The 25,321-nt window shown below is 64.0% G+C and carries 26 protein-coding genes; 16 read left to right on the top strand and 10 right to left on the bottom strand.

All coding sequences use genetic code 11. From position 1 onward, the window contains the following. Position 1 precedes the first annotated feature (1 nt). From MESOP_RS27700 to MESOP_RS27655, 10 genes are all read left to right on the top strand, one after another. On the top strand, positions 2 to 880 hold the full coding sequence (locus MESOP_RS27700) for a cytochrome c oxidase subunit 3 (RefSeq protein ID WP_013896655.1): 879 nt from the start codon (positions 2 to 4) through the stop codon (positions 878 to 880). A 108-nt stretch (positions 881 to 988) separates the two neighbouring features. Beyond that, complete coding sequence (locus MESOP_RS27695; RefSeq protein WP_013896654.1) at positions 989 to 1,480, top strand: L,D-transpeptidase family protein; 492 nt, start codon at positions 989 to 991, stop codon at positions 1,478 to 1,480. Between the two features lie 20 nt (positions 1,481 to 1,500). Then, positions 1,501 to 1,887: a DUF983 domain-containing protein gene (locus tag MESOP_RS27690; RefSeq protein ID WP_013896653.1), complete on the top strand. Its 387-nt coding sequence runs from the start codon at positions 1,501 to 1,503 to the stop codon at positions 1,885 to 1,887. After that, positions 1,884 to 2,639: an SURF1 family protein gene (locus MESOP_RS27685; protein WP_013896652.1), complete on the top strand. Its 756-nt coding sequence runs from the start codon at positions 1,884 to 1,886 to the stop codon at positions 2,637 to 2,639. The genes MESOP_RS27690 and MESOP_RS27685 overlap by 4 nt, the downstream gene beginning before the upstream one ends. Before the next feature lie 102 nt (positions 2,640 to 2,741). Beyond that, entirely contained in the window at positions 2,742 to 3,752 is a 1,011-nt protein-coding gene (ispH, locus tag MESOP_RS27680) for a 4-hydroxy-3-methylbut-2-enyl diphosphate reductase (RefSeq protein ID WP_013896651.1), read from the top strand. Between the two features lie 5 nt (positions 3,753 to 3,757). Beyond that, positions 3,758 to 4,720 carry a homoserine kinase gene (locus MESOP_RS27675; protein WP_013896650.1) on the top strand — a complete coding sequence of 321 codons (963 nt, stop codon included), beginning with the start codon at positions 3,758 to 3,760 and terminating at the stop codon, positions 4,718 to 4,720. Continuing rightward, positions 4,717 to 5,247 (top strand): ribonuclease HI, encoded by a 531-nt coding sequence (rnhA, locus tag MESOP_RS27670; protein ID WP_013896649.1) that lies wholly within the window; start codon positions 4,717 to 4,719, stop codon positions 5,245 to 5,247. Before MESOP_RS27675 ends, rnhA begins: the two co-directional genes overlap by 4 nt. 37 nt (positions 5,248 to 5,284) lie before the next feature. After that, on the top strand, positions 5,285 to 5,857 hold the full coding sequence (locus tag MESOP_RS27665) for a histidine phosphatase family protein (protein WP_013896648.1): 573 nt from the start codon (positions 5,285 to 5,287) through the stop codon (positions 5,855 to 5,857). A 123-nt stretch (positions 5,858 to 5,980) separates the two neighbouring features. Then, positions 5,981 to 6,262 (top strand): ribbon-helix-helix domain-containing protein, encoded by a 282-nt coding sequence (locus MESOP_RS27660; protein WP_013896647.1) that lies wholly within the window; start codon positions 5,981 to 5,983, stop codon positions 6,260 to 6,262. Further along, entirely contained in the window at positions 6,252 to 6,563 is a 312-nt protein-coding gene (locus MESOP_RS27655; protein WP_013896646.1) for a type II toxin-antitoxin system RelE/ParE family toxin, read from the top strand. The genes MESOP_RS27660 and MESOP_RS27655 overlap by 11 nt, the downstream gene beginning before the upstream one ends. Positions 6,564 to 6,567: 4 nt before the next feature. Here MESOP_RS27655 and MESOP_RS27650 read toward each other — a convergent pair whose 3' ends face one another. The 3 genes from MESOP_RS27650 to MESOP_RS27640 all read right to left on the bottom strand — a co-directional run bounded on the left by MESOP_RS27650 (position 6,568) and on the right by MESOP_RS27640 (position 8,512). Further along, on the bottom strand, positions 6,568 to 7,044 hold the full coding sequence (locus tag MESOP_RS27650) for a DUF2938 domain-containing protein (RefSeq protein WP_013896645.1): 477 nt from the start codon (positions 7,042 to 7,044) through the stop codon (positions 6,568 to 6,570). A 98-nt stretch (positions 7,045 to 7,142) separates the two neighbouring features. Further along, on the bottom strand, positions 7,143 to 7,625 hold the full coding sequence (locus MESOP_RS27645) for a peroxiredoxin (RefSeq protein WP_013896644.1): 483 nt from the start codon (positions 7,623 to 7,625) through the stop codon (positions 7,143 to 7,145). 80 nt (positions 7,626 to 7,705) lie between these two features. Further along, positions 7,706 to 8,512, bottom strand: coding sequence for a protein-disulfide reductase DsbD domain-containing protein (locus tag MESOP_RS27640; protein WP_013896643.1), 807 nt, complete (start codon positions 8,510 to 8,512; stop codon positions 7,706 to 7,708). A 170-nt stretch (positions 8,513 to 8,682) separates the two neighbouring features. On the opposite strand from MESOP_RS27640, the gene MESOP_RS27635 reads away from it, so the two are divergent. After that, on the top strand, positions 8,683 to 9,291 hold the full coding sequence (locus tag MESOP_RS27635) for a YqgE/AlgH family protein (RefSeq protein ID WP_013896642.1): 609 nt from the start codon (positions 8,683 to 8,685) through the stop codon (positions 9,289 to 9,291). A gap of 77 nt (positions 9,292 to 9,368) precedes the next feature. On the opposite strand, the gene MESOP_RS27630 is transcribed toward MESOP_RS27635, so the two are convergent. Genes MESOP_RS27630 through thrC form a run of 4 tightly spaced genes read right to left on the bottom strand, consistent with a single transcriptional unit; the run spans position 9,369 to position 15,576 of the window. Continuing rightward, entirely contained in the window at positions 9,369 to 12,257 is a 2,889-nt protein-coding gene (locus tag MESOP_RS27630; protein WP_013896641.1) for an EAL domain-containing protein, read from the bottom strand. Positions 12,258 to 12,259: 2 nt separating this feature from the next. Beyond that, a complete protein-coding gene (locus tag MESOP_RS27625; protein ID WP_013896640.1) occupies positions 12,260 to 12,856 on the bottom strand; it encodes a GNAT family N-acetyltransferase in 597 nt (198 codons plus the stop codon). A gap of 15 nt (positions 12,857 to 12,871) precedes the next feature. Next, complete coding sequence (locus MESOP_RS27620) at positions 12,872 to 14,164, bottom strand: M16 family metallopeptidase (protein ID WP_013896639.1); 1,293 nt, start codon at positions 14,162 to 14,164, stop codon at positions 12,872 to 12,874. A 14-nt stretch (positions 14,165 to 14,178) separates the two neighbouring features. After that, positions 14,179 to 15,576 (bottom strand): threonine synthase, encoded by a 1,398-nt coding sequence (thrC, locus tag MESOP_RS27615; RefSeq protein ID WP_013896638.1) that lies wholly within the window; start codon positions 15,574 to 15,576, stop codon positions 14,179 to 14,181. 129 nt (positions 15,577 to 15,705) lie between these two features. Here thrC and MESOP_RS27610 point away from each other — a divergent pair, with 129 nt between their 5' ends. Next, on the top strand, positions 15,706 to 16,434 hold the full coding sequence (locus tag MESOP_RS27610; protein WP_013896637.1) for a hypothetical protein: 729 nt from the start codon (positions 15,706 to 15,708) through the stop codon (positions 16,432 to 16,434). A 38-nt stretch (positions 16,435 to 16,472) separates the two neighbouring features. Here the strand turns inward: MESOP_RS27610 and MESOP_RS27605 are convergent, their stop codons facing one another. Further along, the gene (locus tag MESOP_RS27605; protein ID WP_013896636.1) at positions 16,473 to 17,162 is read right to left on the bottom strand and encodes an HAD family hydrolase; all 690 of its coding nucleotides are present in this window, start codon (positions 17,160 to 17,162) and stop codon (positions 16,473 to 16,475) included. A 180-nt stretch (positions 17,163 to 17,342) separates the two neighbouring features. Here MESOP_RS27605 and MESOP_RS27600 point away from each other — a divergent pair, with 180 nt between their 5' ends. After that, positions 17,343 to 18,476: a site-specific DNA-methyltransferase gene (locus tag MESOP_RS27600; protein WP_013896635.1), complete on the top strand. Its 1,134-nt coding sequence runs from the start codon at positions 17,343 to 17,345 to the stop codon at positions 18,474 to 18,476. Positions 18,477 to 18,542: 66 nt separating this feature from the next. On the opposite strand, the gene MESOP_RS27595 is transcribed toward MESOP_RS27600, so the two are convergent. Beyond that, positions 18,543 to 19,154: an HAD family hydrolase gene (locus tag MESOP_RS27595; protein ID WP_013896634.1), complete on the bottom strand. Its 612-nt coding sequence runs from the start codon at positions 19,152 to 19,154 to the stop codon at positions 18,543 to 18,545. Positions 19,155 to 19,164: 10 nt separating this feature from the next. Beyond that, entirely contained in the window at positions 19,165 to 20,283 is a 1,119-nt protein-coding gene (gene mutY / locus MESOP_RS27590; RefSeq protein WP_041164369.1) for an A/G-specific adenine glycosylase, read from the bottom strand. Between the two features lie 53 nt (positions 20,284 to 20,336). Between mutY and MESOP_RS27585 the strand changes: the two genes are divergently transcribed. The 3 genes from MESOP_RS27585 (at position 20,337) to smc (ending at position 25,320) form a co-directional block, all read left to right on the top strand. Next, positions 20,337 to 20,846, top strand: coding sequence for a DUF721 domain-containing protein (locus MESOP_RS27585; protein WP_013896632.1), 510 nt, complete (start codon positions 20,337 to 20,339; stop codon positions 20,844 to 20,846). A 154-nt stretch (positions 20,847 to 21,000) separates the two neighbouring features. After that, entirely contained in the window at positions 21,001 to 21,744 is a 744-nt protein-coding gene (locus tag MESOP_RS27580) for a DsbA family protein (RefSeq protein ID WP_013896631.1), read from the top strand. 117 nt (positions 21,745 to 21,861) lie between these two features. Next, positions 21,862 to 25,320, top strand: a complete 3,459-nt coding sequence (gene smc / locus MESOP_RS27575; protein ID WP_013896630.1) for a chromosome segregation protein SMC — start codon at positions 21,862 to 21,864, stop codon at positions 25,318 to 25,320. Position 25,321: the final 1 nt, after the last annotated feature.

Here is a 25,321-nt window from a genome sequence, read left to right as displayed (position 1 = left end):
TATGGCAGACGCGCACGCACAACATCACGACTATCATCTCGTCGATCCGAGCCCGTGGCCCTTCCTGGGATCCGTAGGGGCGCTCGTCACCGCTTTCGGCGGTGTTTGCCTCATGGAATATTTGAAGGGCGGCTCCTTCCCGATCTTCGGCTTCAACATTGCCAATCCGTGGCTGTTCTTCATCGGCATCGCGATCGTCCTCTACACCATGTTTGCCTGGTGGTCGGACACCATCAAGGAAGCGCATGAGGGCCACCACACGCGGGTCGTGTCGCTGCACCTGCGCTACGGCATGATCATGTTCATCGCCTCGGAGGTGATGTTCTTCGTTGCCTGGTTCTGGGCCTATTTCGACGCCAGCCTTTTTGCCGGCGAGGCACAGAACTACGCGCGCCACGCATTTACCGGTGGCGTTTGGCCGCCGAAGGGCATGGAGGTTCTCGATCCCTTCCACCTGCCGCTCTACAACACCGTCATCCTGCTTCTGTCGGGCACCACGGTCACCTGGGCGCACCATTCGCTCATCCATGGCGATCGCAAGGGGCTGATCAACGGCCTGGTGCTGACCGTCGGCCTCGGCATGCTCTTCACCATGGTCCAGGCCTACGAGTACATGCACGCTCCGTTCGGCTTCAAAGATTCCATCTACGGCGCCACCTTCTTCATGGCGACCGGCTTCCATGGCTTCCATGTCATCATCGGCACCATCTTCCTGCTGGTCTGCCTGATCCGTGCGATGAAGGGCGACTTCACCCCCAAGCAGCATTTCGGCTTCGAGGCAGCCGCCTGGTACTGGCACTTCGTCGACGTGGTCTGGCTGTTCCTGTTCGCCTCGATCTATGTCTGGGGATCGGTCGGCGCGGTCATCGAAGGCCACTGACCCAGTCTTTAGCATTTCGATTTCGGGAAGGCGGCCGCGGCGACGCGGCCGCCTTCTTCTTTTCGGCGCCTTCTTGTTTTCGGCGCAATGATCGCCGATCGATTGCCGATGCGGCGGACGGTTTCCTGGGCGATTTGCGCATTCATCCTCCTGGCATTCCCGGCCCTTGCCGCCGAGAAGGTCGATCTGGTGCGTGTCCACAAGGCGGAACGGCGGCTTGAACTGATCGGCGACGGCAAGGTGGTGCGCAGCTACGGCATCGCGCTCGGTGGCGCTCCGGTCGGCCACAAGCACCAGGAGGGCGATCAGCGCACGCCCGAGGGGCGCTATATCCTCGACTGGCGCAACCCGAACAGCATCGCCTACAAGTCGATCCACGTCTCCTACCCCAATGCCGACGATCTGGCGGCGGCGAAGCGGCGCAATGTCGACGCCGGTGGCATGATCATGATCCACGGCCAGCCAAACGGTTTCGGCTGGTGGGGCTGGCTGCTTCAATTGGTCGACTGGACCGACGGCTGCATTGCCGTTACGGACTCGGACATGGACGAAATCTGGGCAAAGGTGGCCGATGGGACACCCATCGAGATCGGGCAATAGGCATGAGTGACGGGCCATCCATGACTGAAGACAAGGCGATCTGGCCTACCATCGAGCCGATTTCGGCCGGCCTGCATGGCCGCTGCCCGCGGTGCGGCGAGGGGCGGCTGTTTTCCGGCTTCCTCACTGTCGGCAAGCGCTGCGTCAATTGCGGACTCGACTATTCCTTCGCCGATGCCGGCGACGGGCCGGCGGTCTTCGTCATCCTGATCATCGGCTTCATCATTGTCGGCCTGGCGCTCTGGGTCGAAGTGACGCTGAGTCCCCCGCTCTGGCTGCACCTGCTGGTCTGGATTCCGATGGCCCTGGTGCTTTGCCTGACCGCGCTGCGGCTGATCAAGGGCGTGCTGCTGACGCTGCAATACGCCAACAAGGCGTCCGAGGGCCGGCTGGATCGCGGCGAATGAACGAGGCCTCCGTCAAAGGCAGCGGCCGCTCGCGGCCACGATCTCTATTGCTGCTCGGCCTTGGCCTTGTGCTGCTGTTGATCCTGCTGGCGCTCGGCACCTGGCAGGTTCAGCGCCTGCACTGGAAGGAAGGTCTTCTGCAGACCATCGACCAGCGCACCCATGCGGCGCCACGGCCGCTGGCCGAGGTGGAAAAGGAATTCGCCTCCACCGGGGATGTCGACTACACGCCGGTCACCGTCAGCGGAACCTTCCTGCACTCGGGCGAGCGGCATTTCTATGCAACCTGGGAAGGCGAGGCCGGCTTCAACGTCTACACGCCGCTGGCGCTGGACGATGGCCGCTTTGTCCTGATCAATCGCGGCTTCGTCCCCTATGACCTCAAGGATGCGGCCAAACGCGCCAAGGGACAGGTGACTGGCAAGGTCACGGTCACCGGGCTTGCCCGCAATCCGCTGCCGGCAAAGCCGTCGATGATGCTTCCCGACAACGACGTGGCGAAGAACATCTTCTATTGGAAGGACCGCGACGTGATGGCGGCGAGCGCCGGCCTGCCCGCGGGGTACACACTGGTGCCGATCTTCATCGATGCCGACAAGACGCCGAATCCGGGCGGCCTGCCGGTCGGAGGTATCACCATCATCGACCTTCCGAACAGCCATCTGCAATATGCTGTCACCTGGTATGGGCTTGCCGCGGCACTGGCCGCCGTGCTCGTCCTGCGGCTTCGCCGTCCCGCGAAAGAGGATTGAAGGTGACCGAACCCCTTCTACCAATATCCCCTTTCTACCATTGCCCTTGACAGGGCAGGGGTAGCCACCTCATTTCGGCGCTGACGAACCGGCCAGGATTTAATGCTTCAGACAACCACCAAGCCTCCGCTGACGATCCGGCTCTGCCAGCCGCGCGGCTTTTGCGCCGGCGTCGACCGTGCCATCCAGATCGTCGTGCTGGCGCTGAAGAAATATGGCGCGCCGGTCTATGTCCGCCACGAGATCGTGCACAACCGTTATGTCGTCGAGGGACTGCAAAGCCTTGGCGCAGTCTTTATCGAGGAGCTTTCCGAGATTCCGGCCGAACACCGGCAGTCGCCGGTCGTCTTCTCCGCGCATGGCGTGCCGAAGTCGGTGCCGGCGGATGCCAAGGCGCGCAACCTGTTCTATCTCGACGCCACCTGTCCGCTGGTCTCCAAGGTCCACAAGCAGGCGATGCGCCATCAGCGGCTCGGCCGGCATGTCCTCTTGATCGGGCATGCCGGGCATCCCGAGGTGATCGGCACCATGGGGCAACTGCCGGAGGGTGCCGTGACGCTGGTCGAGACCGAGGCCGATGCCGCCGGGCTTGCGCCCGCCGACCCCAAGGCGCTTGGCTTCGTCACCCAGACCACCCTGTCGGTCGAGGATACTGCCGGTATCATCCGGGCGCTGCAGGAGCGCTTTCCCGACCTGCAGGCGCCGGCGGCGGAATCGATCTGCTATGCCACCACCAACCGCCAGGAAGCGGTCAAGGATACCGCGCCGGGTGCTGACCTCTATTTGATCGTCGGCGCCCCCAATTCCTCCAATTCGCGCCGCCTTGTCGAAGTGGCGGAGCGTGCCGGCGCCACGATGTCGCTTCTCGTGCAGCGCGCCGCCGAGATTCCATGGAATGACATCGGCAACATCTCGACGCTTGGCCTGTCCGCTGGGGCGTCGGCACCGGAGATCATCGTCGACGAAATCATCGACGCGTTCCGCCAGCGCTTCGATGTGACCATCGACCTGGCCATCACGGCCACCGAAACGGAGGATTTCCCGGTCATGCGGGTATTGCGCGATGTCGAATTGACGCCGGCCGACATGGCCTTCGTCAACGGGGCTGCGTAAGATACATGGCTGTCTATACCGATGTTGCGGAAGGCGAACTCGGCGCTTTCCTGAAGCACTACCCGGTCGGCGATCTCCTGTCCTACAAGGGCATCGCGGAAGGCACCGAGAATTCGAACTTCCTGCTGCACACGTCCAGCGGCTCCTACATCCTGACGCTTTACGAAAAGCGCGTCGAGAAGGCGGATCTGCCGTTTTTCCTCGGCCTGATGAGGCATCTCGCCAACAAGGGCGTGTCCTGCCCGCTGCCGGTGACCGCGCATGACGGGAGCGTCATCGGTACGCTGGCCGGCCGGCCTGCGGTCATCATCACCTTCCTCGAAGGGCTTTCGCTGCGGCGTCCGGCGGCAATGCATTGCGCCGAGGTCGGCAAGGCGCTGGCGGCCCTCCATTTGGCCGGTGCCGATTTTTCGATGACCCGCCCCAACGCGCTCGCGATCGACGGTTGGCGCAAGCTGTGGGACGCGTCCCGCGCCCGCGCCGACGAGGTCGAGCCGGGCCTAGCGGCCGAGGTCGACGCCGACTTCGCCGATTTCGAGCGCAACTGGCCGAAGGACCTACCCCAAGGCATCATCCACGCCGATCTGTTCCCGGACAATGTGTTCTTCCTCGGCGAGAAGCTCTCCGGCCTGATCGACTTCTATTTCGCTTGCGACGACCTCTACGCCTACGACGTTGCCACCTGCCTCAACGCCTGGTGCTTCGAGAAGGACTTTTCCTTCAACCTCACCAAGGGCAAGGCACTGCTCGAGGGCTATCAGAGCGTGCGCCCCCTGAGCGACCGGGAAAAGGCGGCGCTGCCGATGCTGGCGCGCGGTTCTGCGCTGCGTTTCATGTTGACCCGGCTCTACGACTGGCTCACCGTTCCCGATGGCGGCCTGGTCATGAAACGCGACCCGACCGAATACATCAGACGGATGCGGTTCCATCGGGCGATCAAATCTGCTTCGGAATATGGGCTGGCATGAGCAAGAACGTTGAAATCTTCACCGACGGCGCCTGTTCGGGCAATCCGGGTCCCGGCGGCTGGGGCGCGATCCTGCGCTTCAACGGCGCCACCAAGGAGCTTTCCGGCGGCGAGGCGGAGACGACCAACAACCGCATGGAGTTGCTGGCGGCCATCTCGGCGCTGAATGCGCTGAAGGAACCCTGCACGGTCGAGCTTCATACCGACAGCAAATATGTCATGGACGGCATTTCCAAATGGATCCATGGCTGGAAGAAGAACGGCTGGAAGACCGCCGACAAGAAGCCGGTCAAGAACGGTGAACTCTGGCAGGCGCTGGACGAGGCCAACCGTCGCCATAAGGTCACCTGGAACTGGGTCAAGGGCCATGACGGCCATGTCGAGAACGAACGCGCCGACGAATTGGCGCGGCAAGGCATGGCGCCGTTCAAGAAAGGCCCGTTCAAACCTGCAGCGCCGGCGAAGCCCTCAGCGCCGGCAAAGCAGCCGGCGGCAACCAAGGCGCGGCGCTCCACCCAGAGTTACTGAACGCCGGGCGATCCGCTCGCGGGCAGGAGCCTTTACCGTGTCGACCTTGGTCTACATCACGCATCCCCAGGTTCAGGTCGATGCCAGTGTTCCGGTGCCGGAATGGAGCCTGTCCGACATCGGGCGAGCGCGAGCCATTGCCATGCTCGATCAGCCATGGGTCGGGCCGATCCGGCGTGTCGTCTCGTCGGCTGAGCGCAAGGCGGTGGAAACCGCCGAGATCTTGGCAAGGCATCTGCGCCTTTCAGTCGAGGTGAGGCAGCGGATGCATGAGAACGACCGGTCGGCGACAGGTTTCCTGCCGCCGCCGGAGTTCGAAGCGGTCGCGGACCAGTTCTTCGCCAACCCACACCGCAGCATTCGCGGATGGGAACGGGCCATCGATGCCCAGCATCGTATCGTGAGCGAGGTCGACGCCGTGCTGGCCACCAGGCAGGCCGGCGATATTGCCGTCGTCGGCCATGGCGGCGTCGGCACGCTCCTGCTGCTGTCTCTCAGCGGACAGTCGATCAGCCGCGAAGCGGACCAGCCACCGGGCGGCGGCAACTATTTCGCTTACGATATCGGCGCGCGCCAAGTCATCCACGGATGGCGGCCGATCGACAGATAGTCTTGACCCGCACCCGTTCAGCCGGCGTAAGCATATGGTCGGCAAGCTCTCTTGGTGGCGTTGGAGTTGCTCAAGGGTGTGGATAGGAGTAATATTTCCTACCATCGAGCAATAGGAAGCAACATGGCAAACGTGGAAAAAATGAGCGTGGCCGTGACCCCGCAACAGGCCGCAGTGATGCGAGAGGCGGTGGAAGCGGGCGAGTATGCCACCGCAAGCGAGATTGTGCGCGAAGCGGTGCGGGATTGGCTGGCCAAGCGCGAACTGCGGCATGACGATATCCGCCGGCTGAGGCAGCTCTGGGATGAAGGCAAAGCAAGCGGGAGACCGGAGCCCGTGGATTTCGACGCGTTGCGAAAGGAAGCTCGGCAAAAGCTGACGGAAGTCCCGCCGAATGGCCGTTAGGCTTGTCTGGTCACCCACAGCCAAGGCGGATCTCATCGACATCTACGTGATGATAGGCAGCGAAAACATACGGGCGGCCGACCGCTACTACGATCAGTTGGAAGCGAGGGCCTTACAGCTGGCAGACCAGCCGCGCATGGGTGTCAGGCGACCGGATATCAGGCCTTCCGCACGAATGCTGGTGGAGGCGCCGTTTGTACTGCTCTACGAAACGGTACCGGACACCGACGATGGCCCTGTTGAGTGGGTTGAAATCGTTCGTGTGGTGGATGGGCGGCGGGATCTGAACCGTCTGTTCTAGTTCTCTAGCGGATCAGCAGCGCAGTGCCCCAAAGCCCAATCGCGAACACGGTGTGCGAGACCAGGTTGAGTGCCCGGATCTGCATCGGGTTGGGCCGCTTCGACGCCGCCCATCCGGCACCCATCCCAGGCGCCAGCAGGAACCAGCCGGCGCCGACGGTGACGATGCCCAGGATGAAAGCCGGCAGGAAGGTCGGCGCCGCAAGCCAGGCGGCTCCTGCCACCACGACCAGGATGATGCCGTAGACGATGCCGACGAAATAATGAAACGCCCAGCCCAGCGCCACTTCATTCGCGTAGGGCGCGGCATCGCCGATATCGTCATGGAAGACCTTGTCGCGCAAGTGCCAGACCCAGCGGCCGACAGGCCCCCAATTCGGCCGCGGCTGGCCGAATGCGGTGTGAAGGAAGAAGGCCCAGATATCCATCAGCACCGTGGCGCCGATGCCGATCGCGACAGCGCGCCAGAAGACGTCAAACATCGTTGGAATCCCCCCGAATTGTCACTTCCGGACCACAAACTCGATCGTCGGGCGAGGGCGGCTACTGTGGCCTCGCCCGCCCGCCGCCATCGTTGAGCTCAGAGCTGTTCGAGAATATGAGCCGCACCGGACTCGTCGACGCCGGGCTTGGTCTCGACATTGATCGCTGTGACCTTGCCGTCGTCGACGATCATCGAAAACCGCTTAGAGCGCAGGCCCATGCCGCCTGCGGAAAGGTCGTTATCGAGGCCGACCGCCTTGGCGAAATCGCCATTGCCGTCGGCAAGGAACAGGATCTTGCCCTCGCCGCCGGTGAAGCGCGCCCAGGCGCCCATGACGTGGACGTCGTTGACCGAGACGACGGCGATGGTGTCGACGCCGCGCGCCAGGATGGCGTCGTGGTTCTCGATATAGCCGGGCAGGTGGTTGTTGCTGCAGGTCGGCGTGAAGGCGCCGGGAACACCGAACAGCACGACCTTCTTGCCGGAGAAAATCTCGGCTGACGTGATCGCCTTGGCGCCGTCGGCGGTCATCGTCTTGAAGGTCGCCTCAGGCAGCTTGTCGCCAACGGAAATGGTCATGAGTTCCTCGCTTGGGAATGGGAAGGATGCGTGCCTGCGTAGCGAACTCGGCGGCTTCCTGCAACTCTCGAGGCAGGACATCACGGGAAAGGCAGAAGCCCTTCGACCGCGCCCGCTGAACTCGTCAGTGTGTAGTGAAGCCCGCCATCGGTTGGTGTCGTCGAAGGGCGGTCGAGGATCGGCACGGTGAAGATCAGCTTGCCATCCTTTTCGCTGCGCGAAGGGGGCCCGAACATGTAGTCCCGCTCGCCGGCGACGAAGAAATCCGCTGCCTCCGGATCGCCTGGAAAACTCGCCTCGACAACCAGCGTCTCATGATCGCCCGGCAGGACATTGATGCCGAAATCGGACCTTGCCGGTGCGGGCAACGCCGCGAAGCTCGCCTTCACCAGTGCCGCATCCTCGGCATTGTCCGGGTCGGAAGCGGGGTCGACGGTCAGCCGCGTCTGCACGGGGATGCAGATCGTTTCGCAGATGCCGAGAAAGACGTCGGCGTCGATGACGGCCTGATCCTTCACCGCCGACAGCGTGAACACCACCGGCAGCGACACCGGATAGTCGTAACCTGCCCATTTGCCATAACCATCGTCATGACGCTGCGGCGCCGGAAAGGACAGCTTGGCATCCGTGATGTTGGTGCTGGCGGAAACATCGAGTTGCGGCGGCACGCCCGCGTCGCCGGGATCACGCCAGTAGGTCTTCCAGCCCGGCTTGAGCGCAATGTCGAGAACGCCCTGGATGCGGCCGGCATCGTCCGGCTTGCCTGATGTCACCAGCCGCACCTTGCCGCCTTCGCTGCTGTACCATGCCGACGAGGAGGCTATGGCGGGAACGATGCTTGCCGATGCGATGGCGGCGCCGAGCAACAGGATTTTCAAGCTTTGCATGGCGGTGATTTGATCGTCCGTTCGTGGCGGTGCAATGATTTCATGGCCTTGCCGATATCATATTTGCGTGACCCTTGCGGACAAACCATGCCGGCCTGGCGGCATGGCTTTGGTCGAATCCACCGCTGCGCATCTTTTCGGCGCCGGGGAAACGCGTTACCCTCGCCGTCATGGATTTGTTGCGCCACAAGAAGACAGCCGCTGGGCGCGGCTTTCTCGACGATCAGTTCCTGATTGCCATGCCCGGCATGAAGGACGACCGTTTCACGCGCTCGGTCATCTATGTCTGCGCGCACAGCGATGAAGGCGCGATGGGCCTGATCATCAACCAGACCCAGCAGATGCTGTTTCCGGACCTGTTGGTGCAGCTCGGCATCATGAACGAGCAGGAGGCGATCCGCTTGCCCGCGCAGGCGCGCGATTTCGTCGTGCGCAATGGCGGGCCAGTCGATCGCAGCCGGGGTTTCGTTCTGCATTCCGGCGACTACCGGGTGGAATCGTCGCTGTCCGTTTCCGATGACATCTGCCTGACTGCGACCGTCGACATATTGCGCGCCATTTCGTCCGGTCGCGGGCCTCGCCGCGCGCTGATGGCGCTGGGCTATTCCGGCTGGGGCGCCGGCCAGCTGGAAACCGAGATCGCCGAGAATGGCTGGCTGACCTGCCCGGCCAGTCCCGAACTTCTGTTCGACGCCGACATCGAGCGCAAATACGATCGCATCCTCGCCTCGATCGGCATCGATCTCGCCCATCTCAGCCTCGCCGCTGGACACGCCTGACCCATCAGGCCGACCGACGCGCTCCACCTTCGTCATCCTGCACCACGAAGGGACGGCCGCGACGCGTCTGAACCCCATCACGCTTGCGTCAGCGGATATTGCTCCTTCAGCGTCTTCAGCACCTGGTCGCCCGGCATCGGCGCGCCGAACATGAAGCTCTGCACATATTCGCAGCCCATCTGGCGCAGTTCCAGCGCATCGCGTTCGTCCGAAATACCCTCGGCCACCACCGACAGGCCGAGCTCATGCGCCATGTTGACCATGGATTTGAGCAGCACGGCGCGCTTGGGTGTGCTGTCGTCGACAAAACTCTTGTCGATCTTGATGGTGTCGAAGGGGAAACGCGTCAGATAGGCGAGCGAGGAATAGCCGGTGCCGAAATCGTCCAGCGACAGGCCGATGCCGAGCTGCTTCAGCTTCGTCAGCACGTGGGCGGTCTGTTCCGGATTGTCCATCACCAGGGATTCGGTGAGTTCGAGCCGGAAGCAGCGCGGCTTCAGGTTGGCTCGTGCGATGACGGAGCGGACGTCGCTGACCAGATCGCGGCGGATGAGCTGGCGGCTGGAGAGGTTGACCGAGACCGACAGCGGCGCGTCGCCGATCTGCTTTTGCCACCCGGCGAGATCCTCGGCGGCCTGCTGCATGGCGAACAGCCCAAGCTGGACGATCAGCCCACAGCTTTCGGCGACCGGGATGAAATCGGCAGGCGGGATCATGCCGCGGCGCGGATGGTCCCAGCGCAGCAGAGCCTCGAAGCCGGCGACGCTGCCGTCTTCCAACCGTACGATCGGCTGGTAGGCAAGCGTGAATTCGCGCCGCTCGATGGCGCGCCGCAGGTCGGATTCGAACTGCAGCCGGTCGGTACCGACGGTGCGGAAAGCCGGGCGGAACGGCTCGATCCTGTCGCCGCCGAAACGCTTGGCCTGATGCATGGCAAGCTCGGCGTCCTTGACCATGTCCTCGGCCGAGGTTTGCGCCGAGGTCCAGGTGATCAGGCCGATCGAGGCGGTCAGCACGATCTCGCGCTTGGCGAAGGTGATCGGATTGTTGATCGCATGCTTGATGGCATCGGCCACGCCGGCGATGCGGGCAGGGTCCTGTTCGGAAAGCAGCATCAGGGCGAATTGATCGCCGGCGAAGCGCGACAGCGAATCCTTCGGCTTCAAGAGCCGATGCAGCCGGCGCGCGATGGTGAGCAGGATGGTGTCGCCGGCCGAGATGCCGAGCCCGTCATTGACCTGCTTGAAGCGGTCGATGTCGATGACGAATACGGTCGGCCGCACCTTTTCCTCGGTGCGGGCGATCGAGATGATCGCCTCCAGCCGGTTCATGAAGAGTTCGCGGTTCGGCAGGCCGGTCAAATTGTCGTGCACGGCGTCGTGCAGCAGCCTTTCCTCGGATTTCTTCTGCTCGGTGACGTCGACCATGGTGCCGACGCAGCGGATGACCTCGCCGTCCGATCCGATGACCGGGCGGGCGCGCAAGGCGAACCAATGATAATGCCCGTCGGCGCCGCGCAGACGGAAGTTTTGCGACACCCGTCCGCGGCGGTGCTCCAGCACCACGTCGAGCGTCGTGCGGAACGTGTCGCGGTCGTCGGCATGCAGCACCGGCAGCCAGTTGCGCGCCGCCCCCCCCAGGCTGTTGGGGGCCAGGCCGAGCTGGATGCTGACGTCGGGTTTGGTGACGACGCGGTCGCGCAGCACGTCCCAGTCCCACACCGTATCGCCCGATCCGGCCACCGCCAGCGCCTGCCGCTCGAGGTCGGAGAACAGCCCTTGGTGCAGTGCACCGCCGGCAAAGGCGTGCTGCATGACGGTGAAGCCGATCAACAGGATGATCAGGATCAAGCCGCCGCCGAGCGCCGGTTGGGCGATGTCGTTGTCGAGCATGCCAGTGATCGCCATCCACGATCCACAGAGCCACAGCAGCACCATGACCCAACTGGGCACCAGCATGATGGCCCGGTCATAGCCGCGAATCCCGAGGAAGATGATCAGGCCGAGCCCGGTCAGCGCCGTGGCGGCGAAGGATATCCTGGCGATGCCGGCGGCAACCGCCGGATCGACGATGGCGACACCGGCGATCAGCACCAGCCCGAGGATCCAGACCAGCGCGCCATAGCTGAAATGGCCGTGCCATCGGTTGAGGTTGAGATAGGCGAACAGGAAGACCACGAAGGTCGCCGCGAGCGCCACCTCCGTTCCCGCTCGCCACATCTGCTCGTTGCCGGGTGATATCTCTATGATCTTGTTGAGAAAACCGAAATCGACGCAGATATAGGCGAGCACCGCCCAGGCGAGTGCCGCGGTCGCCGGGAACATCGAGGTTCCTTTGACCACGAAAAGGATGGTCAGGAACAGCGCCAGAAGGCCGGCAATGCCGATGACGATGCCGCGAAACAGCGTGTAGGAATTGACCGAGTCCTTGTAGGATTCGGGATCCCACAGATAGACCTGCGGCAGCTTCGGCGAGGCGAGCTCGGCGATGAAGGTGATCACCGTGCCGGGGTTAAGCGTCACCCGGAACACGTCGGCATCCGGGCTGGTCTGGCGGTCGAGTGCGAAGCCTTCGCTGGGCGTGATGGCGGCGATGCGGGTCGAGCCGAGGTCGGGCCAGAAGATGCCGGAATTCACCAGCCTGAAATGCGGCGCGACGATCAGCCGGTCGAGCTGCTGGTCGGTGGTGTTGGCGAGCGCGAACACCGCCCAGTCGCCGGTCGAGCGTGCATCGTTGGCCTCGACCTCGATGCGCCGCACGATGCCGTCCGGCCCGGGTGCGGTCGACACCTGGAAATTCTCGCCCTGGTTGCGGTAGATCTCGACGGCGCCCGAAAGGTCGAGCGCGACGTCGTCGCGGGCAATCTTGATCGGCTCGACGGCGAAGGCCGACGAAGCCGCGCACAGCGTCAGGATCGTCGCAATGATAAAGGCGAACAGCGGCCCGTTTCGCAGGAAATTCGTCAAAATCAGTCCTTCGTTCCAGCGCCCGGCGGATCGTCCGCGATCCGGGCGTAGAGGTAGTGGTCCTGCCAGATGCCATTGATCCTGAGATAGGATCGAAGAAGTCCTTCGCGCCGGAATCCGGCTTTTTCAAGCACGCGGATCGACCGGATATTGTCGGGGATACAGGCCGCTTCGATCCGGTGCAACCTCAGCGTATCGAAGGCGAAGCGGGCCACCACCTTGACCGCGTCGGTCATCAGGCCGCGGCCGCCGAAGCGCTCGCCGATCCAGTAGCCGATATGGCCGCTTTGCGAGACACCGTGGCGAATGTTGCCGAGCGTGATTCCGCCCGCCAGCTTGCCACTCGACTTCTCGAAGATGAAGAAGGCGATCGCTGTTCCTTGTGCATAGTCCTCGCGGTAACGGCTGATGCGCAGCCGCCATGCCGTGCGGTCGAGCTCATCGGGCGTCCAGCGCGGCTCCCACGGTTCCAGGAAGGCGCGGCTTTCGCCGCGCACCGCCGACCACTCGCGATAGTCGTTGGTCAGCGGCACGCGCAACGTCACGCGTTCGCCCTTCAGTGCCGGCAGGTCACGGCGAAAGAAAGGGAGCGCGAACACGACGCTTTGGGCGGCTTAGACGGCGAGCCTGCGGGCCGTGGTCTGCGTACCCGGAAGCGAATCGAGGATCGCCTCATACGGTGCCAGCGTACCCACAGGCCCGACAGCGGTAAGCGTCGGCTTGGTCGAGAACATCCGCGACGACAGGTCGGTCAGCCGTTCGATGGTCAGCGCCGACAGACGCTCCATCAGCTCTTCCTTGGCGATCGGGCGGCCAAACAGAAGCAGTTGCCGCGCGATCTGCGAGGCACGGCTGGCCGGGCTTTCGGCGGACATGATCAGCCCGGCTCGATATTGGGCGCGCGCCCGGTCGAGTTCTTCCTGCAGGATGCTCTCGCCGGCCTTCTGCAGCTCGTCGATGATGACAGGCACCAGCTCCGCGATGTCGCTCTGCCCGGTCGCGGCATGGACGCCGAAGATGCCGGTGTCGGAAAAGCCCCAGTGGAAGGCATAGACCGAATAGCACAGGCCGCGCTTCTCGCGGACTTCCTGGAACAGGCGCGATGACATGCCGCCGCCAAGGATCATCGACAGCACCTGCGAGGCGTAGAAGTCGCGCACATGGTAGGCGCGGCCTTCGAAACCCAGCACGATCTGCGCGTCCATCAGGTCGCGATCCTCGCGGAAATCGCCGCCGACATATTGCGCGTATTGCGGAATGGTGCTGTCGGCCTTGCTGCGGAAGCCGCCCAGCTGCTTTTCGACCTCGCGCACGAAATTGTCATGCTTGATGTCGCCGGCAGCCACGATCACCATCCGCTCGGCGCCATACTGGCGTTCGATGAAATCGTGCAACTGCTTGGAGGTGAAGGATTTGACGGTCTCCGGCGTGCCCAGGATCGAGCGGCCGATGGTCTGGTGGCGAAAGGCCGTCTCGGTAAAACGGTCGAAGACGATATCGTCGGGCGTATCGTGCGCGGCGCCGATCTCCTGCAGGATGACGTGCTGCTCGCGCTCGAGTTCCTGCGGGTCGAATTCGGACTCCTGCAGGATGTCGGACAGGATATCGACGGCCAGCGGCACGTCGTCGGACAGCACCCTCGCATAGTAGGACGTCGTCTCGACACTGGTGGCGGCGTTGATCTCGCCGCCGACATCCTCGATTTCCGAGGCTATTTCGAAAGCGCTTCGCCGCTTTGTACCCTTGAACGCCATGTGCTCGAGCAGATGGGCCATGCCATGCTCGTCGTCACGCTCGTTGCGCGCACCGGACTTGACCCAGGCACCAAGGGCAACCGATTCAATACTTGGAAGGGTTTCGGTGGCGACTGTCAGGCCGTTCGACAGACGGCTTACCTCAACACCCATATGGCTCTTACTCCCTAACGCGCCGCTCGCGCGCGGCGGCTGACGTAATCTTCCACCATTTTCAGGTCGGATGGAAGTACCGTGTATTTTTCCTCCGTTTTCATCAACCCGCCTAGCCATGCGGGCAGGGCGGGGTGGATACCGCTGGCGGCCTTGACCGCGGCTGGAAACTTTGCCGGATGAGCCGTACCCAGCACCACCATCGGCACGGCACCGGCGGGCTTGCCTGCGGCGACGTGGACCGCTGCCGCCGTATGCGGATCGAGCAGGTAATTGCTCGCCGCAAGCGTCGAGCGGATGGTGGCAGCGACCTGGTCCATATCGGCACGGCCGGCGTCGAATTCGGTCCGCATCTCAGTGATTTCCGGGGTTTCTATGGTGAAAGCACCCGACTGCTTGAGCCCGGCCATGTAGCGCCGCACGGTCGAGGCATTGCGGCCGGAGGCCTCGAACAGCAGGCGCTCGAAATTCGATGACACCTGGATGTCCATCGACGGCGAGGTGGTCGCGAAGACGCCCTTTGTGCGGTATTCGCCGGTCTCGAAGGTGCGCGCCAATATGTCGTTGTCGTTGGTGGCGATGACCAGCCGCTCGATCGGCAGGCCCATCCTCTTGGCCGCGTAGCCGGCGAAGATATCGCCGAAATTGCCGGTCGGCACGGTGAAGGATACGGGCCTGTCCGGCGCGCCGAGCGACAAGGCCGAGGAGAAATAATAGACGATCTGGGCCATTATGCGGGCCCAGTTGATCGAGTTGACCCCTGAAAGCGCCACCCGGTCGCGAAAGCCGTGATCGTTGAACATGTCCTTGAGCAGGCCCTGGCAATCGTCGAAATTGCCTTCGATCGCCAGCGCATGCACGTTCTGGGCGGTCGATGTCGTCATCTGCCGCTGCTGCACGGGCGACACGCGGCCATGCGGGAAGAGGATGAAGATGTCGGTGCGGCTGCGCCCGGCAAAAGCGTCGATGGCCGCTCCGCCGGTATCGCCCGACGTGGCGCCGACGATGGTGGCATGCTGGTCGCGCTCGGCGAGCACATGGTCCATCAGCCGGGCGAGCAACTGCATCGCCACGTCCTTGAAAGCCAGCGTCGGGCCATGGAAGAGTTCGAGGACGAAGGTGTTGGGAGCGATCTGCACCAGCGGGCAGACGGCCTCGTGGCGGAAGGTGGCATAGGCTTCACGCACCAGGCGCTCGAAGACGGGTGCGGCGATTTCGCCGCCAAGGAAGGGCGACAGCACGCGGATCGCAAGGTCGGGATAGGCAAGGCCGCGCATGGCGCGGATCTCGGACGGCGAAAACTGCGGCCACTCGCGCGGCACATAGAGCCCACCATCACGCGCCAGGCCCGCCAGCACGGCGTCGGAAAATCCAAGCGCGGGCGCTTCCCCACGGGTACTCACATATTGCATGTCACAGATCCGTTTGCCGTGTGGCTTTCCGTTCACCACAAGGTGGTTAATTTCTGCGCTGGCTCAGTCGCATTTTTGCCGCGCCGTTGATATACGTCACCAGCTTTGCGAGAGGGAAGTGGGAGTTTCATGGCGTTTCATACATTCAGCGGTCGCTTTGTGGCGGGTCTGGCGCTTACTGGCTTTATGCTCGCCGCCGCCGGTTGCCAATCGGGCGACAACGGTATCCTGAACCTCGGTTTCGGCAAGAAGGACCCGACCGCGCCGCCACCGCCGCAGGACCCCAAGATTCTGGCCAGCCAGTTGAACGCCTATTGTCCGAGAGTGACGGTGCGTGACGGCACGGCCTTCTTCAACACCTATGCCAACGAAGCCCGGAAGCCCAAGCCGAAGCTCAAGAAGACCGGCGACGCCGAGGCCGACGCTGCCGCCCAGGCTGCGGCCGACGCCGCCGCGGCCACGCCGCCCGACGATTCGGCGAGGATCATCTATCAGGCGTCGATCGCCGACGTGACCCGCGATTGCAGCCGTGCCGACGGGCAGCTGACGATGAAGATCGCGGTCGCCGGCAAGATCGTGCCGGGGCCGAAGTTCTCGCCCGGAACCATCACCATGCCGATCCGCACCGCGGTGATGCACGGCACCGACGTGCTCTACTCGCAGATTCACCAATATCAGGTCCAGGTCACCGACCCCTCGGTCGCCACCCAGTTCGTCTTCACGGATTCCAACATCGTGGTGCCGGCACCGACGGCGCAGGACTATCAGGCCTATGCCGGCTATGACGAGACCGCACCCAAGACGACGACGGACAAGCCGAAGAAGACCCACAGGAAGCGGGCGGCCGCGACCAACTGAGCGGCCTTTAGACCCGCGTGCATCGGGCTGGACGCTTGTCAGGCGTCCGCCGACCATTCCGACAGCGCGGCGATCACGCTTTTCAGTTCCGCCCAGCGACGGATCACCGTTTCGGCGCCGGCTTCCGTCAACGCATCGGCATGGCCGGGGTAGCTGTGGCTGGCGCCGGTGAAGCCGATCACGCGCATGCCGGCGGCCCTGGCGCCATGGACGCCGTGCACGGAATCCTCGATGACGAAAGTGTTCGCCGGCTTGGCGTTGAGTTTCTCCGCCGCCAACAGGAAGACGTCCGGAGCCGGCTTGGTTTTGCCGGTGGGCGTTTCCAGCGCCGAGAAGATGCGGCCGGCGAAAAACGGCAGCAGGTGCACCTTTTCCAGCATGAATTCTATCCGCTCCGAGCGTGAATTGGAGCAGATGCAGCGTTGTGTCGTGACCGATGCGACTGCCTCGCGCACGCCTTCGATGGCACGCACGTCGCTGCGCAGCTTCCGGTCGACCAGTTCTTCGGCACGATCGATCAGCGACACCTGGAACGGGATTTTGGACTTCTCCTCGATCCGCATCAAAATGTCCTTGAAGGTCAGGCCGGCATAGGTCTCGGCGATTTCCTCGGCCGAGACCTCGTATCCGGCCAGGGTTATCAGCTCGGCCTCGACCCGCGCGGCGATGATTTCGGAATCGACGAGCACGCCGTCGCAATCGAAGATGACAAGATCTGGCTGGGGCATGACGATCCGGGACAAGGAGGATGGAGGGATGGCCGCTACGGGCTCAGGCGGCGCGGCATACACCAATGGCACCGCCTTCGCAAACCCGGCAGGTCGTTGCGTCGGCCTTCACCGAATATTTACGCTGATCGGTAACCATAACAGACAGTAAAAACAGTAACGCGTGCCTGGGGTGTAAAAATGTCTGCAGTGCGTCTTCTCGACGAGCTTTCCCTTGCTCCCCAGCAATCCGAATGGCTGGACACGATCCTCAAGGGCGACTGCGTCGCGGCCCTCGACCGCTTGCCCGAGAAGTCGATCGACGTCATCTTCGCCGATCCGCCCTACAATCTGCAGCTCGACGGTGACCTGCACCGCCCCGACCAGTCCAAGGTCGACGCGGTCGACGACGACTGGGACCGGTTCGAGAGCTTCGAGGCCTACGACGCCTTCACACGCGCCTGGCTGCTGGCGGCGCGCCGCGTGCTGAAGCCGAATGGCACGATCTGGGTCATCGGCTCCTATCACAACATCTTCCGGGTCGGCGCCAAGATGCAGGACCTGGGCTTCTGGATCCTCAACGACGTCGTCTGGCGCAAGACCAATCCGATGCCGAATTTTCGCGGCCGCCGCTTCCAGAACGCGCATGAGACCATGATCTGGGCCTCGCGCGACCAGAAGGGCAAGGGCTATACGTTCAATTACGAGGCGCTCAAGGCGTCGAATGACGACATCCAGATGCGTTCCGACTGGCTGTTCCCGATCTGCACCGGTGGCGAGCGGCTGAAGAACGACAATGGCGACAAATTGCATCCGACGCAGAAGCCGGAGGCGCTGCTGGCTCGCATCATGATGGCCTCGACCAAGCCGGGCGACATCGTGCTCGACCCCTTCTTCGGCTCCGGCACGACCGGTGCCGTGGCCAAGCGTCTTGGCCGCCATTTCGTCGGCATCGAGCGCGAGCAGGCCTATATCGATGCCGCCAACGAGCGCATCGACGCCGTGCGGCCGCTGGAAGATGCCGACCTGACAGTGCTGACCGGCAAGCGCGCCGAGCCCCGCGTCGCCTTCGTCAGCCTGATTGACACCGGGCTGATGGTTCCGGGTGCGACGCTCTACGACGCCAAGAAGCGCTGGGCGGCCAAGGTGCGCGCCGACGGCACGGTGGCGATCGGCGACAGTGCCGGCTCGATCCACAAGATCGGCGCCGAAGTGCAGGGGTTGGACGCCTGCAACGGCTGGACCTTCTGGCACTATGAGCGCAGCGGCGGTTTGACCCCGATCGACGAACTTCGCCGCATCGCCCGCCTCGGCATGGAGCGGGCAGGGGGCTGAACCCCTGCCGCCCGTGCAATTTTGCGTTGATTCAAAATCTCAGCGGATTGCCGGAAGCGATTCAGATCACGCCTTGATTCCGAAGCGCTCAAGGTCTGCTTGAAGCGTCTTGGCGTCGGTGAACAGCACCGCTTGCCAGCCTGCCGCCCTGGCGCCGTCGACATTCTTCTGGCTGTCGTCGATGAACAGCGACGCCGACGGTTCGAGGCCGAATGAGGCGACGTGATGATCGTAGATCCTGCGATCGGGCTTGATCAGGCCGATCTCGGCGGACACGGTTATGCCGCGTGGGCGATCGAGGAATGGAAAACGGTCCCGTGCCTCGACGAACGTGTCGGCGGCCCAATTGGTCAGCAGCGTCACGTCGTGGCCGGTGTCGATAAGCCTTTCCAGGATGGCGACACTGTCTTCATAGGCATGCGGTGCCATTTCGTGCCAGTGGCGACGGAAATTGCGGATGTTTTCCGCGTGATCCGGATGTTCCGCGATGGCAAGCGCCTCTGCCTCTTCCCAGGTGCGGCCGCGGTCCTGCTCGATGTTCCAGTCATGCGTGCAGACATTGTCGAAGAACCATTTCCGCTCCGTCTCGTCGGGGATCAGCCGGCTGAACGGAATGTTGGGATCGTAATGGACCAGCACCTTGCCGATGTCGAAAACGATGTGGCGGATTTCAGTCATGGAGCCTCTTTCAATGCGGGCGTGGCTTTTTCGTCGCGCCGGGTATCGCCGCTTCGATTGCCTTTTTCATGACAGTGGGCAGCGCCTCCCCGGAAATTTCATGGGCCAGCGACCAGAAATGCCCCGCTGGCGCGGCACTGTCCACCTCGGCACGAAAGACATCGAGTTCGAGCGCGAAGTGGGTGAAGACATGCGCGATCTGACCGGCATGCCGCCAGTTGGCGGGGAAAGGCGCCGCCGCCTCGGTGATTGCGCCGTCGATCCGCGCGGTCCATGCGGTCGTCGGCACCTCGGTCATGCCGCCGAGCAGGCCCTTGTCCGGCCGCTTGCGCAGAAGAATGGCGCCGTCATCGCGCATGGCCACGAAAGCCGCGCCGCGCCGCCGAGGCTTGTCGGCTTTCGGCAGGCGTACCGGAAAATGCTCGGGGTCGCCTGAAACGACGGCGCTGCAGTCCTCGCGCAGTGGGCACAGCATGCAGCGTGGCCGGCGCGGGGTGCAGATCGTGGCGCCGAGATCCATCATCGCCTGGGCGAAGTCGCCCGGCCTTGTCGCCGGCACCATGCGTTCGACATGGGCGCGGATTTCGCCCTTGGCTTCGCTCAGCGGCGTCGTGATCGAAAACAGCCGGGAGATGACGCGCTCGACATTGCCGTCGACAACGGCGGCGGGGCGGTCGAAGGCGATCGCCGTGATGGCCGCCGACGTATAGGCGCCGATGCCGGGCAGGTCTCGCAAGGCGGCCTCCGTGTCGGGAAACCGGCCGCCGCGGGCGGCGACCAGATCGGCGCAGGCCTTGAGATTGCGGGCGCGGGAATAGTAGCCGAGCCCCGCCCAGGCCTTCATCACGTCCTCGGTCGGTGCCGCGGCCAGCGCCTCGACATCGGGCCATTTCTCGACAAAGGCGCGGAAATAGGATTTCACCGCCTCGACCGTGGTCTGCTGCAGCATGACTTCGGACAGCCAGATGCGGTAGGGGTCTGGCCTCGCGCCGCGCGCGTGCTCGCGCGGGGTCACGCGCCATGGCAATTCGCGGTGATGCACGTCGTACCAGGCGAGCAGGCGCGACGCGGTATCGTCCGACATCGTCGTGTGGCTCTGGGCCTTGCGGGTCTGGTCTGCTGGTGCCATTGATCTATATGGGCCTGGCCGGTATCTGCTGGGGTGATGGCTGGAGAACGTACATGGCAGGGAGAACGCCCTACGGCAATCCCGTCCCGGTGAGTGATCTTGCGACCAAAATCCTCGATCCGGTGCTGCGCAAGCGGGCCGGCATCTCGATTGGCCTCGTCCAGTCCTGGGAAGAGATCGCCGGCCCGCGCCTCGCCAGCCGCTCGCGGCCTGAAAAGATCCAGTGGCCGCGCCGCCTGCATGAGGACGATCCATTCGAGCCGGCCGTGCTGGTCATCGCCTGCGAAGGCATGGCCGCACTTCATCTGCAGCACGAGACCGGCGAGATCATCAACAGAGTGAATGCCTTTCTTGGCTTCAACGCCATCGGCCGCATCAGGATCGTGCAAAAGCCGGTGACAACGGATAAGGCACGGCCCAAGCCGACCTTCAGGCCCCTGACGGCGGCGGAGCAGACGAAATTGTCCGGCACAGTCGAATTGATCGAGGATGAAGGACTGCGCGCCTCGCTGGAAAGGCTTGGCGCGACCATTCTTGGTGAAAAAAAGTCGAAAACCCCTTGAAGGCAGTCATGGATTTGTCGTCAACATCTCGCATTCGTGATCGCCTTTGTCAGGTTTCGCGATTGGATTGGGGACGGAGATGCCTTAATTCGCGCCAACTCTCGCCTTTTCGTGCCTTTGCATCGCAAAATTCAACCCTTGTCAGGTGATTCGTATGAACCGTCCCTCGTTCGGCAAAAGTCTGTCTCGCAGAAACGTCCTGTCTTCGCTGGCCGCCATTCCGGCGGTCGCCCTGCTCGCCGCCTGCAGTGACTCCGGCGAACAGGCCAAGGCGGCGGATGTGAAGCCTGCTGACCCGGCCACTCCGGCAAAGCCGGCCACGCCGGCGGCGGTCCAGGTGCCGGAAGCGCAGGGAACCGTCGACATGGCGGAACTGTTGAAGCCGGGCGCGCTGCCCGACAAGCAGCTCGGCAAGGACGACGCCAAGGTCACCATCGTCGAATACGCCTCGATGACCTGCCCGCATTGCGCACATTTCGCCGAGACCACCTTCCCGGAACTGAAGACGAAGTACATCGATACCGGCAAGGCCCGCTACATCCTGCGCGAATTTCCGTTCGATCCGAGCGCGGAGGCCGGTTTCATGCTGGCGCGCTGCGCCAAGGATAACTATTTTCCGATGGTCGACGTGCTGTTTCGGCAGCAAGCGAACTGGGTTGGCGTCCAGAACACCAAGGATGCGCTGCTGCAAATCTCGAAGCTTGCCGGTTTTACACAGGAGTCCTTCGAGGCCTGCTTGACGGACCAGAAACTTCTGGACGATGTGAGATCGGTCCAGAAGCGCGGCGCCAATGAATTCAAGGTCGACTCGACACCGACCTTCTTCATCAACGGTAAGACCTACAAAGGGGCGATGTCGATTGAGGAAATATCGGCCATCATCGACCCTCTGCTCTGACACCTGCTCAGCGCTGAATCGGCAGCGTTCCGGCGCTGCCCGCTCTCGCGTTTTGAAGCGGTTTCTTGCCGTAAAACCGCGGAACACTTTCGCGGAACCCGCCTGTGAGGCGCGTGAATGAAGTTTTCGCGCCTCCGCCTCCTTGGTTTCAAGTCGTTCGTCGAGCCCGGCGAGTTCGTCATCGAACGCGGCCTGACGGGTATTGTCGGGCCGAACGGCTGCGGCAAGTCGAACCTGGTCGAGGCGCTGCGCTGGGTGATGGGCGAAAGCTCCTACAAGAACATGCGCGCGTCCGGCATGGACGACGTGATCTTTTCCGGTTCGGGCACCCGGCCCGCGCGCAACACCGCCGAGGTCACGCTTTTCCTCGACAACAGCGACCGTTCCGCGCCCGCCGCCTTCAACGATGCCGACGAATTGCAGGTATCGCGACGCATCGAGCGCGAGGCCGGTTCGCTCTACCGCATCAACGGCAAGGAAGCGCGTGCCAAGGACGTGCAGCTTCTGTTCGCCGACCAGTCGACCGGCGCGCGCTCGCCGTCGATGGTAGGCCAGGGCCGTATCGGCGAACTGATCCAGGCCAAGCCGCAGGCGCGTCGCGCGCTGCTCGAAGAGGCGGCCGGCATTTCCGGCCTGCACACACGCCGCCACGAAGCCGAACTGCGGCTGAAGGCGGCCGAACAAAACCTCGAACGCCTGGACGATGTCGTCGGCGAGCTCGAAAGCCAGATCGAAAGTCTGAAGCGCCAGGCGCGCCAGGCGTCCCGCTTCAAGAACCTGTCGGCTGACATCCGCAAGGCCGAGGCGACTTTGCTGCACTTGCGCTGGACGCTGGCCAAGACGCAGGAAGGCGAGGCGCGCTCGGCGCTGGCTGTCGCCACGGCACTGGTCGGCGACCGCGCCGCCGCGCAGATGAACGCGGCCAAGGAGCAGGGCATCGCCGCCCATCGCTTGCCCGACCTGCGCGACGCGGAAGCGGCCGCCGCCGCTGCTTTCCAGCGCCTGTCGATCGCCAGGTCGCAGATCGAGGAGGAGGCAGGCCGCATCCGCGCCCGCCAGGCCGAACTCGAGCGGCGTTTGCAGCAGCTCGATGGCGACATCGCCCGCGAGGAGCGGATGGTGCGCGACAATGCCGATGTTCTCGAGCGCCTGCGCACCGAGGAAGCCACGCTGAATTCCGAGAACGCCGGCGCCGCCGAGCGCGAGGCCTCCACCCGCGCGGCATTCGAGCAGGCTGCATCGATGCTTGCCGGCAGCGAAGCCAAACTGGCCATGCTGACCGCCGAACGGGCCGAGGCCGCCGCCTCGCGCCACCAGATCGAACGGACTTTGCGCGAGACCGCCGAGCGCCGCGACCGCTTCGCCCGCCAGCTCGCCGAGGTCGACCGCGAATTGTCGGACATCCTGTCCAAGGTGGCCGGCCTGCCGGATCCGGCCGAAAAGCGCGTGCTGGTCGAACAGGCCATGGCGCTGCTGGAGGAGGCTGAAGCCGCCGTGGCGCAGGCCGAGCAGTCGGTCATCGATGCCCGCGCCGCGGAAAGCACTGCCCGCCCGCCGCTTCAGGACGCCAGGGCCGAACTGGCGCGCATCGAGACCGAAGCGCGCACGCTGGCCAAGATCCTGAATGCCGCCAGCGGTGACCTTTTCCCCTCCGTGCTGGAACAGATCAGCGTCGAACGCGGCTTCGAGACGGCGCTGGGCGCCGCCCTTGGCGAAGACCTCGACGTTCCGCTCGACCGCAGCGCGCCGGTGCACTGGGGTGAAAGCGCGATCCAGCCCGGCGACGCTTCCCTGCCTGAAGGCATCAAGAGCCTTGCCAGCGTGGTTCGCGCCCCGGCGCAGCTTGCCCGCCGCCTGGCGCAGATCGGCATTGTCGAAGCCGCGGACGGCCGCCGGCTGCAGGCACTGCTCGCGCCCGGCCAGAGGCTGGTCAGCCGCGAGGGCGCGCTCTGGCGCTGGGACGGACTTGCCGCCAGCGCCGATGCGCCGACCGCCGCGGCGCAAAGGCTGGCGCAGAAGAACCGGCTTGCCGAGCTCGATGCCGAGGCGGTGGAGGCGACACTTGTCCTGCGTCAAGCCGAGGAGAATTTGGCTGAGGCCGAACAGGCGCTGCGCTTGGCCAGCGAGGCCGAGCGAAACACACGCCAGGCCGGACGCGACGCCCAGCATCGCCTGGATGCCGCCCGCAACGCGCTGGCCGAGGCCGAGAAAGCCGGCGGCGAATTGTCGAGCCGGCGCGCGGCACTCGACGAGGCACGTGCCCGTATCGTCGACAGCCATGAGGAGACGTCGGCTGCCTTCGTCGAGGCCGAGATGCTGCTGCAGGACGCGCCTGATCTCGGCGACCTGCAATTGCAGCTCGAACAGTCCTCGGCCAATGTCGCCCGCGACCGCGCCACCCTTGCCGACGCCCGTGCCGTCCATGAGGGGTTGCGGCGCGAAGCCGAGGCGCGCGCACGCCGGCTGGATGCCATCGGCGCCGAACGCAGCAATTGGCTGGTGCGCGCAGAAAATGCCTCGACGCAGATCGCATCGCTCAGCGAGCGCAAGGCCGAGGCCGAGGCGGAGCGCGAGCGGCTGGCCGACGCCCCCGACGAAATCGATGCCAAACGGCGCGCGCTGCTGTCGCAGCTCACCGAGGCCGAAACCTTGCGCAAGGCGGCCGCCGACCGCCTGCAGGAAGCGGAAAACAGGCAGGCCGAATTGGACAAAGCGGCCACCGGCGCCATCCAGTCGCTGGCCGAGGCCCGCGAGACCCGCGTCCGCGCCGAGGAACGGCTGACCGCGGCCGACGAGCGCCGGCTGGAGATCGAGGCGCGCATCCAGGAAACGCTGAACACGCCGCCGCATCTGGTGATCCGCCATACCGGCCTGGAAGCCGACGATCCGATGCCTGAAATGGGCGAGATCGAACGTCAGCTCGACCGGCTGAAGATCGAACGCGAACGGCTCGGCGCCGTCAATTTGCGCGCCGAGGAAGAGCAGAAAGAGCTCTCCGACCGGCTGGAGGTGATCGTCTCCGAGCGCGAGGACATCATCGAGGCGATCCGCAAGCTCAGGCAAGCGATCCAGAGCCTCAACCGCGAAGGCCGCGAGCGGCTGCTGGCCGCCTTCGATGTCGTCAACAGCCACTTCCAGCGGTTGTTCTCGCATCTGTTCGGTGGCGGGACGGCGGAATTGCAGCTGATCGAATCCGAGGATCCGCTCGAGGCGGGGCTCGAAATCCTGGCCCGCCCGCCTGGCAAGAAGCCGCAGACCATGACACTGCTGTCGGGCGGCGAGCAGGCGCTGACGGCGATGTCGCTGATCTTCGCCGTGTTCCTGACCAACCCTGCGCCGATCTGCGTGCTCGACGAAGTCGACGCGCCGCTCGACGACCACAATGTCGAACGCTTCTGCAACCTCATGGATGAGATGGCCAAGACCACCGAGACGCGGTTCGTCATCATCACCCACAACCCGATCACCATGGCGCGCATGGACCGGCTGTTCGGCGTGACCATGGCCGAGCAGGGCGTCAGCCAGCTCGTTTCGGTCGACCTGCAGGCCGCCGAGGCCATGCGCGAGGCGAGCTGAG

Source organism: Mesorhizobium opportunistum WSM2075 (assembly GCF_000176035.2).
In the GTDB taxonomy this organism is placed as follows: domain Bacteria; phylum Pseudomonadota; class Alphaproteobacteria; order Rhizobiales; family Rhizobiaceae; genus Mesorhizobium; species Mesorhizobium opportunistum.
The sequence above is the reverse complement of the archived record's forward strand: the minus strand, read 5'-3'. Positions and strand labels throughout refer to the sequence as shown.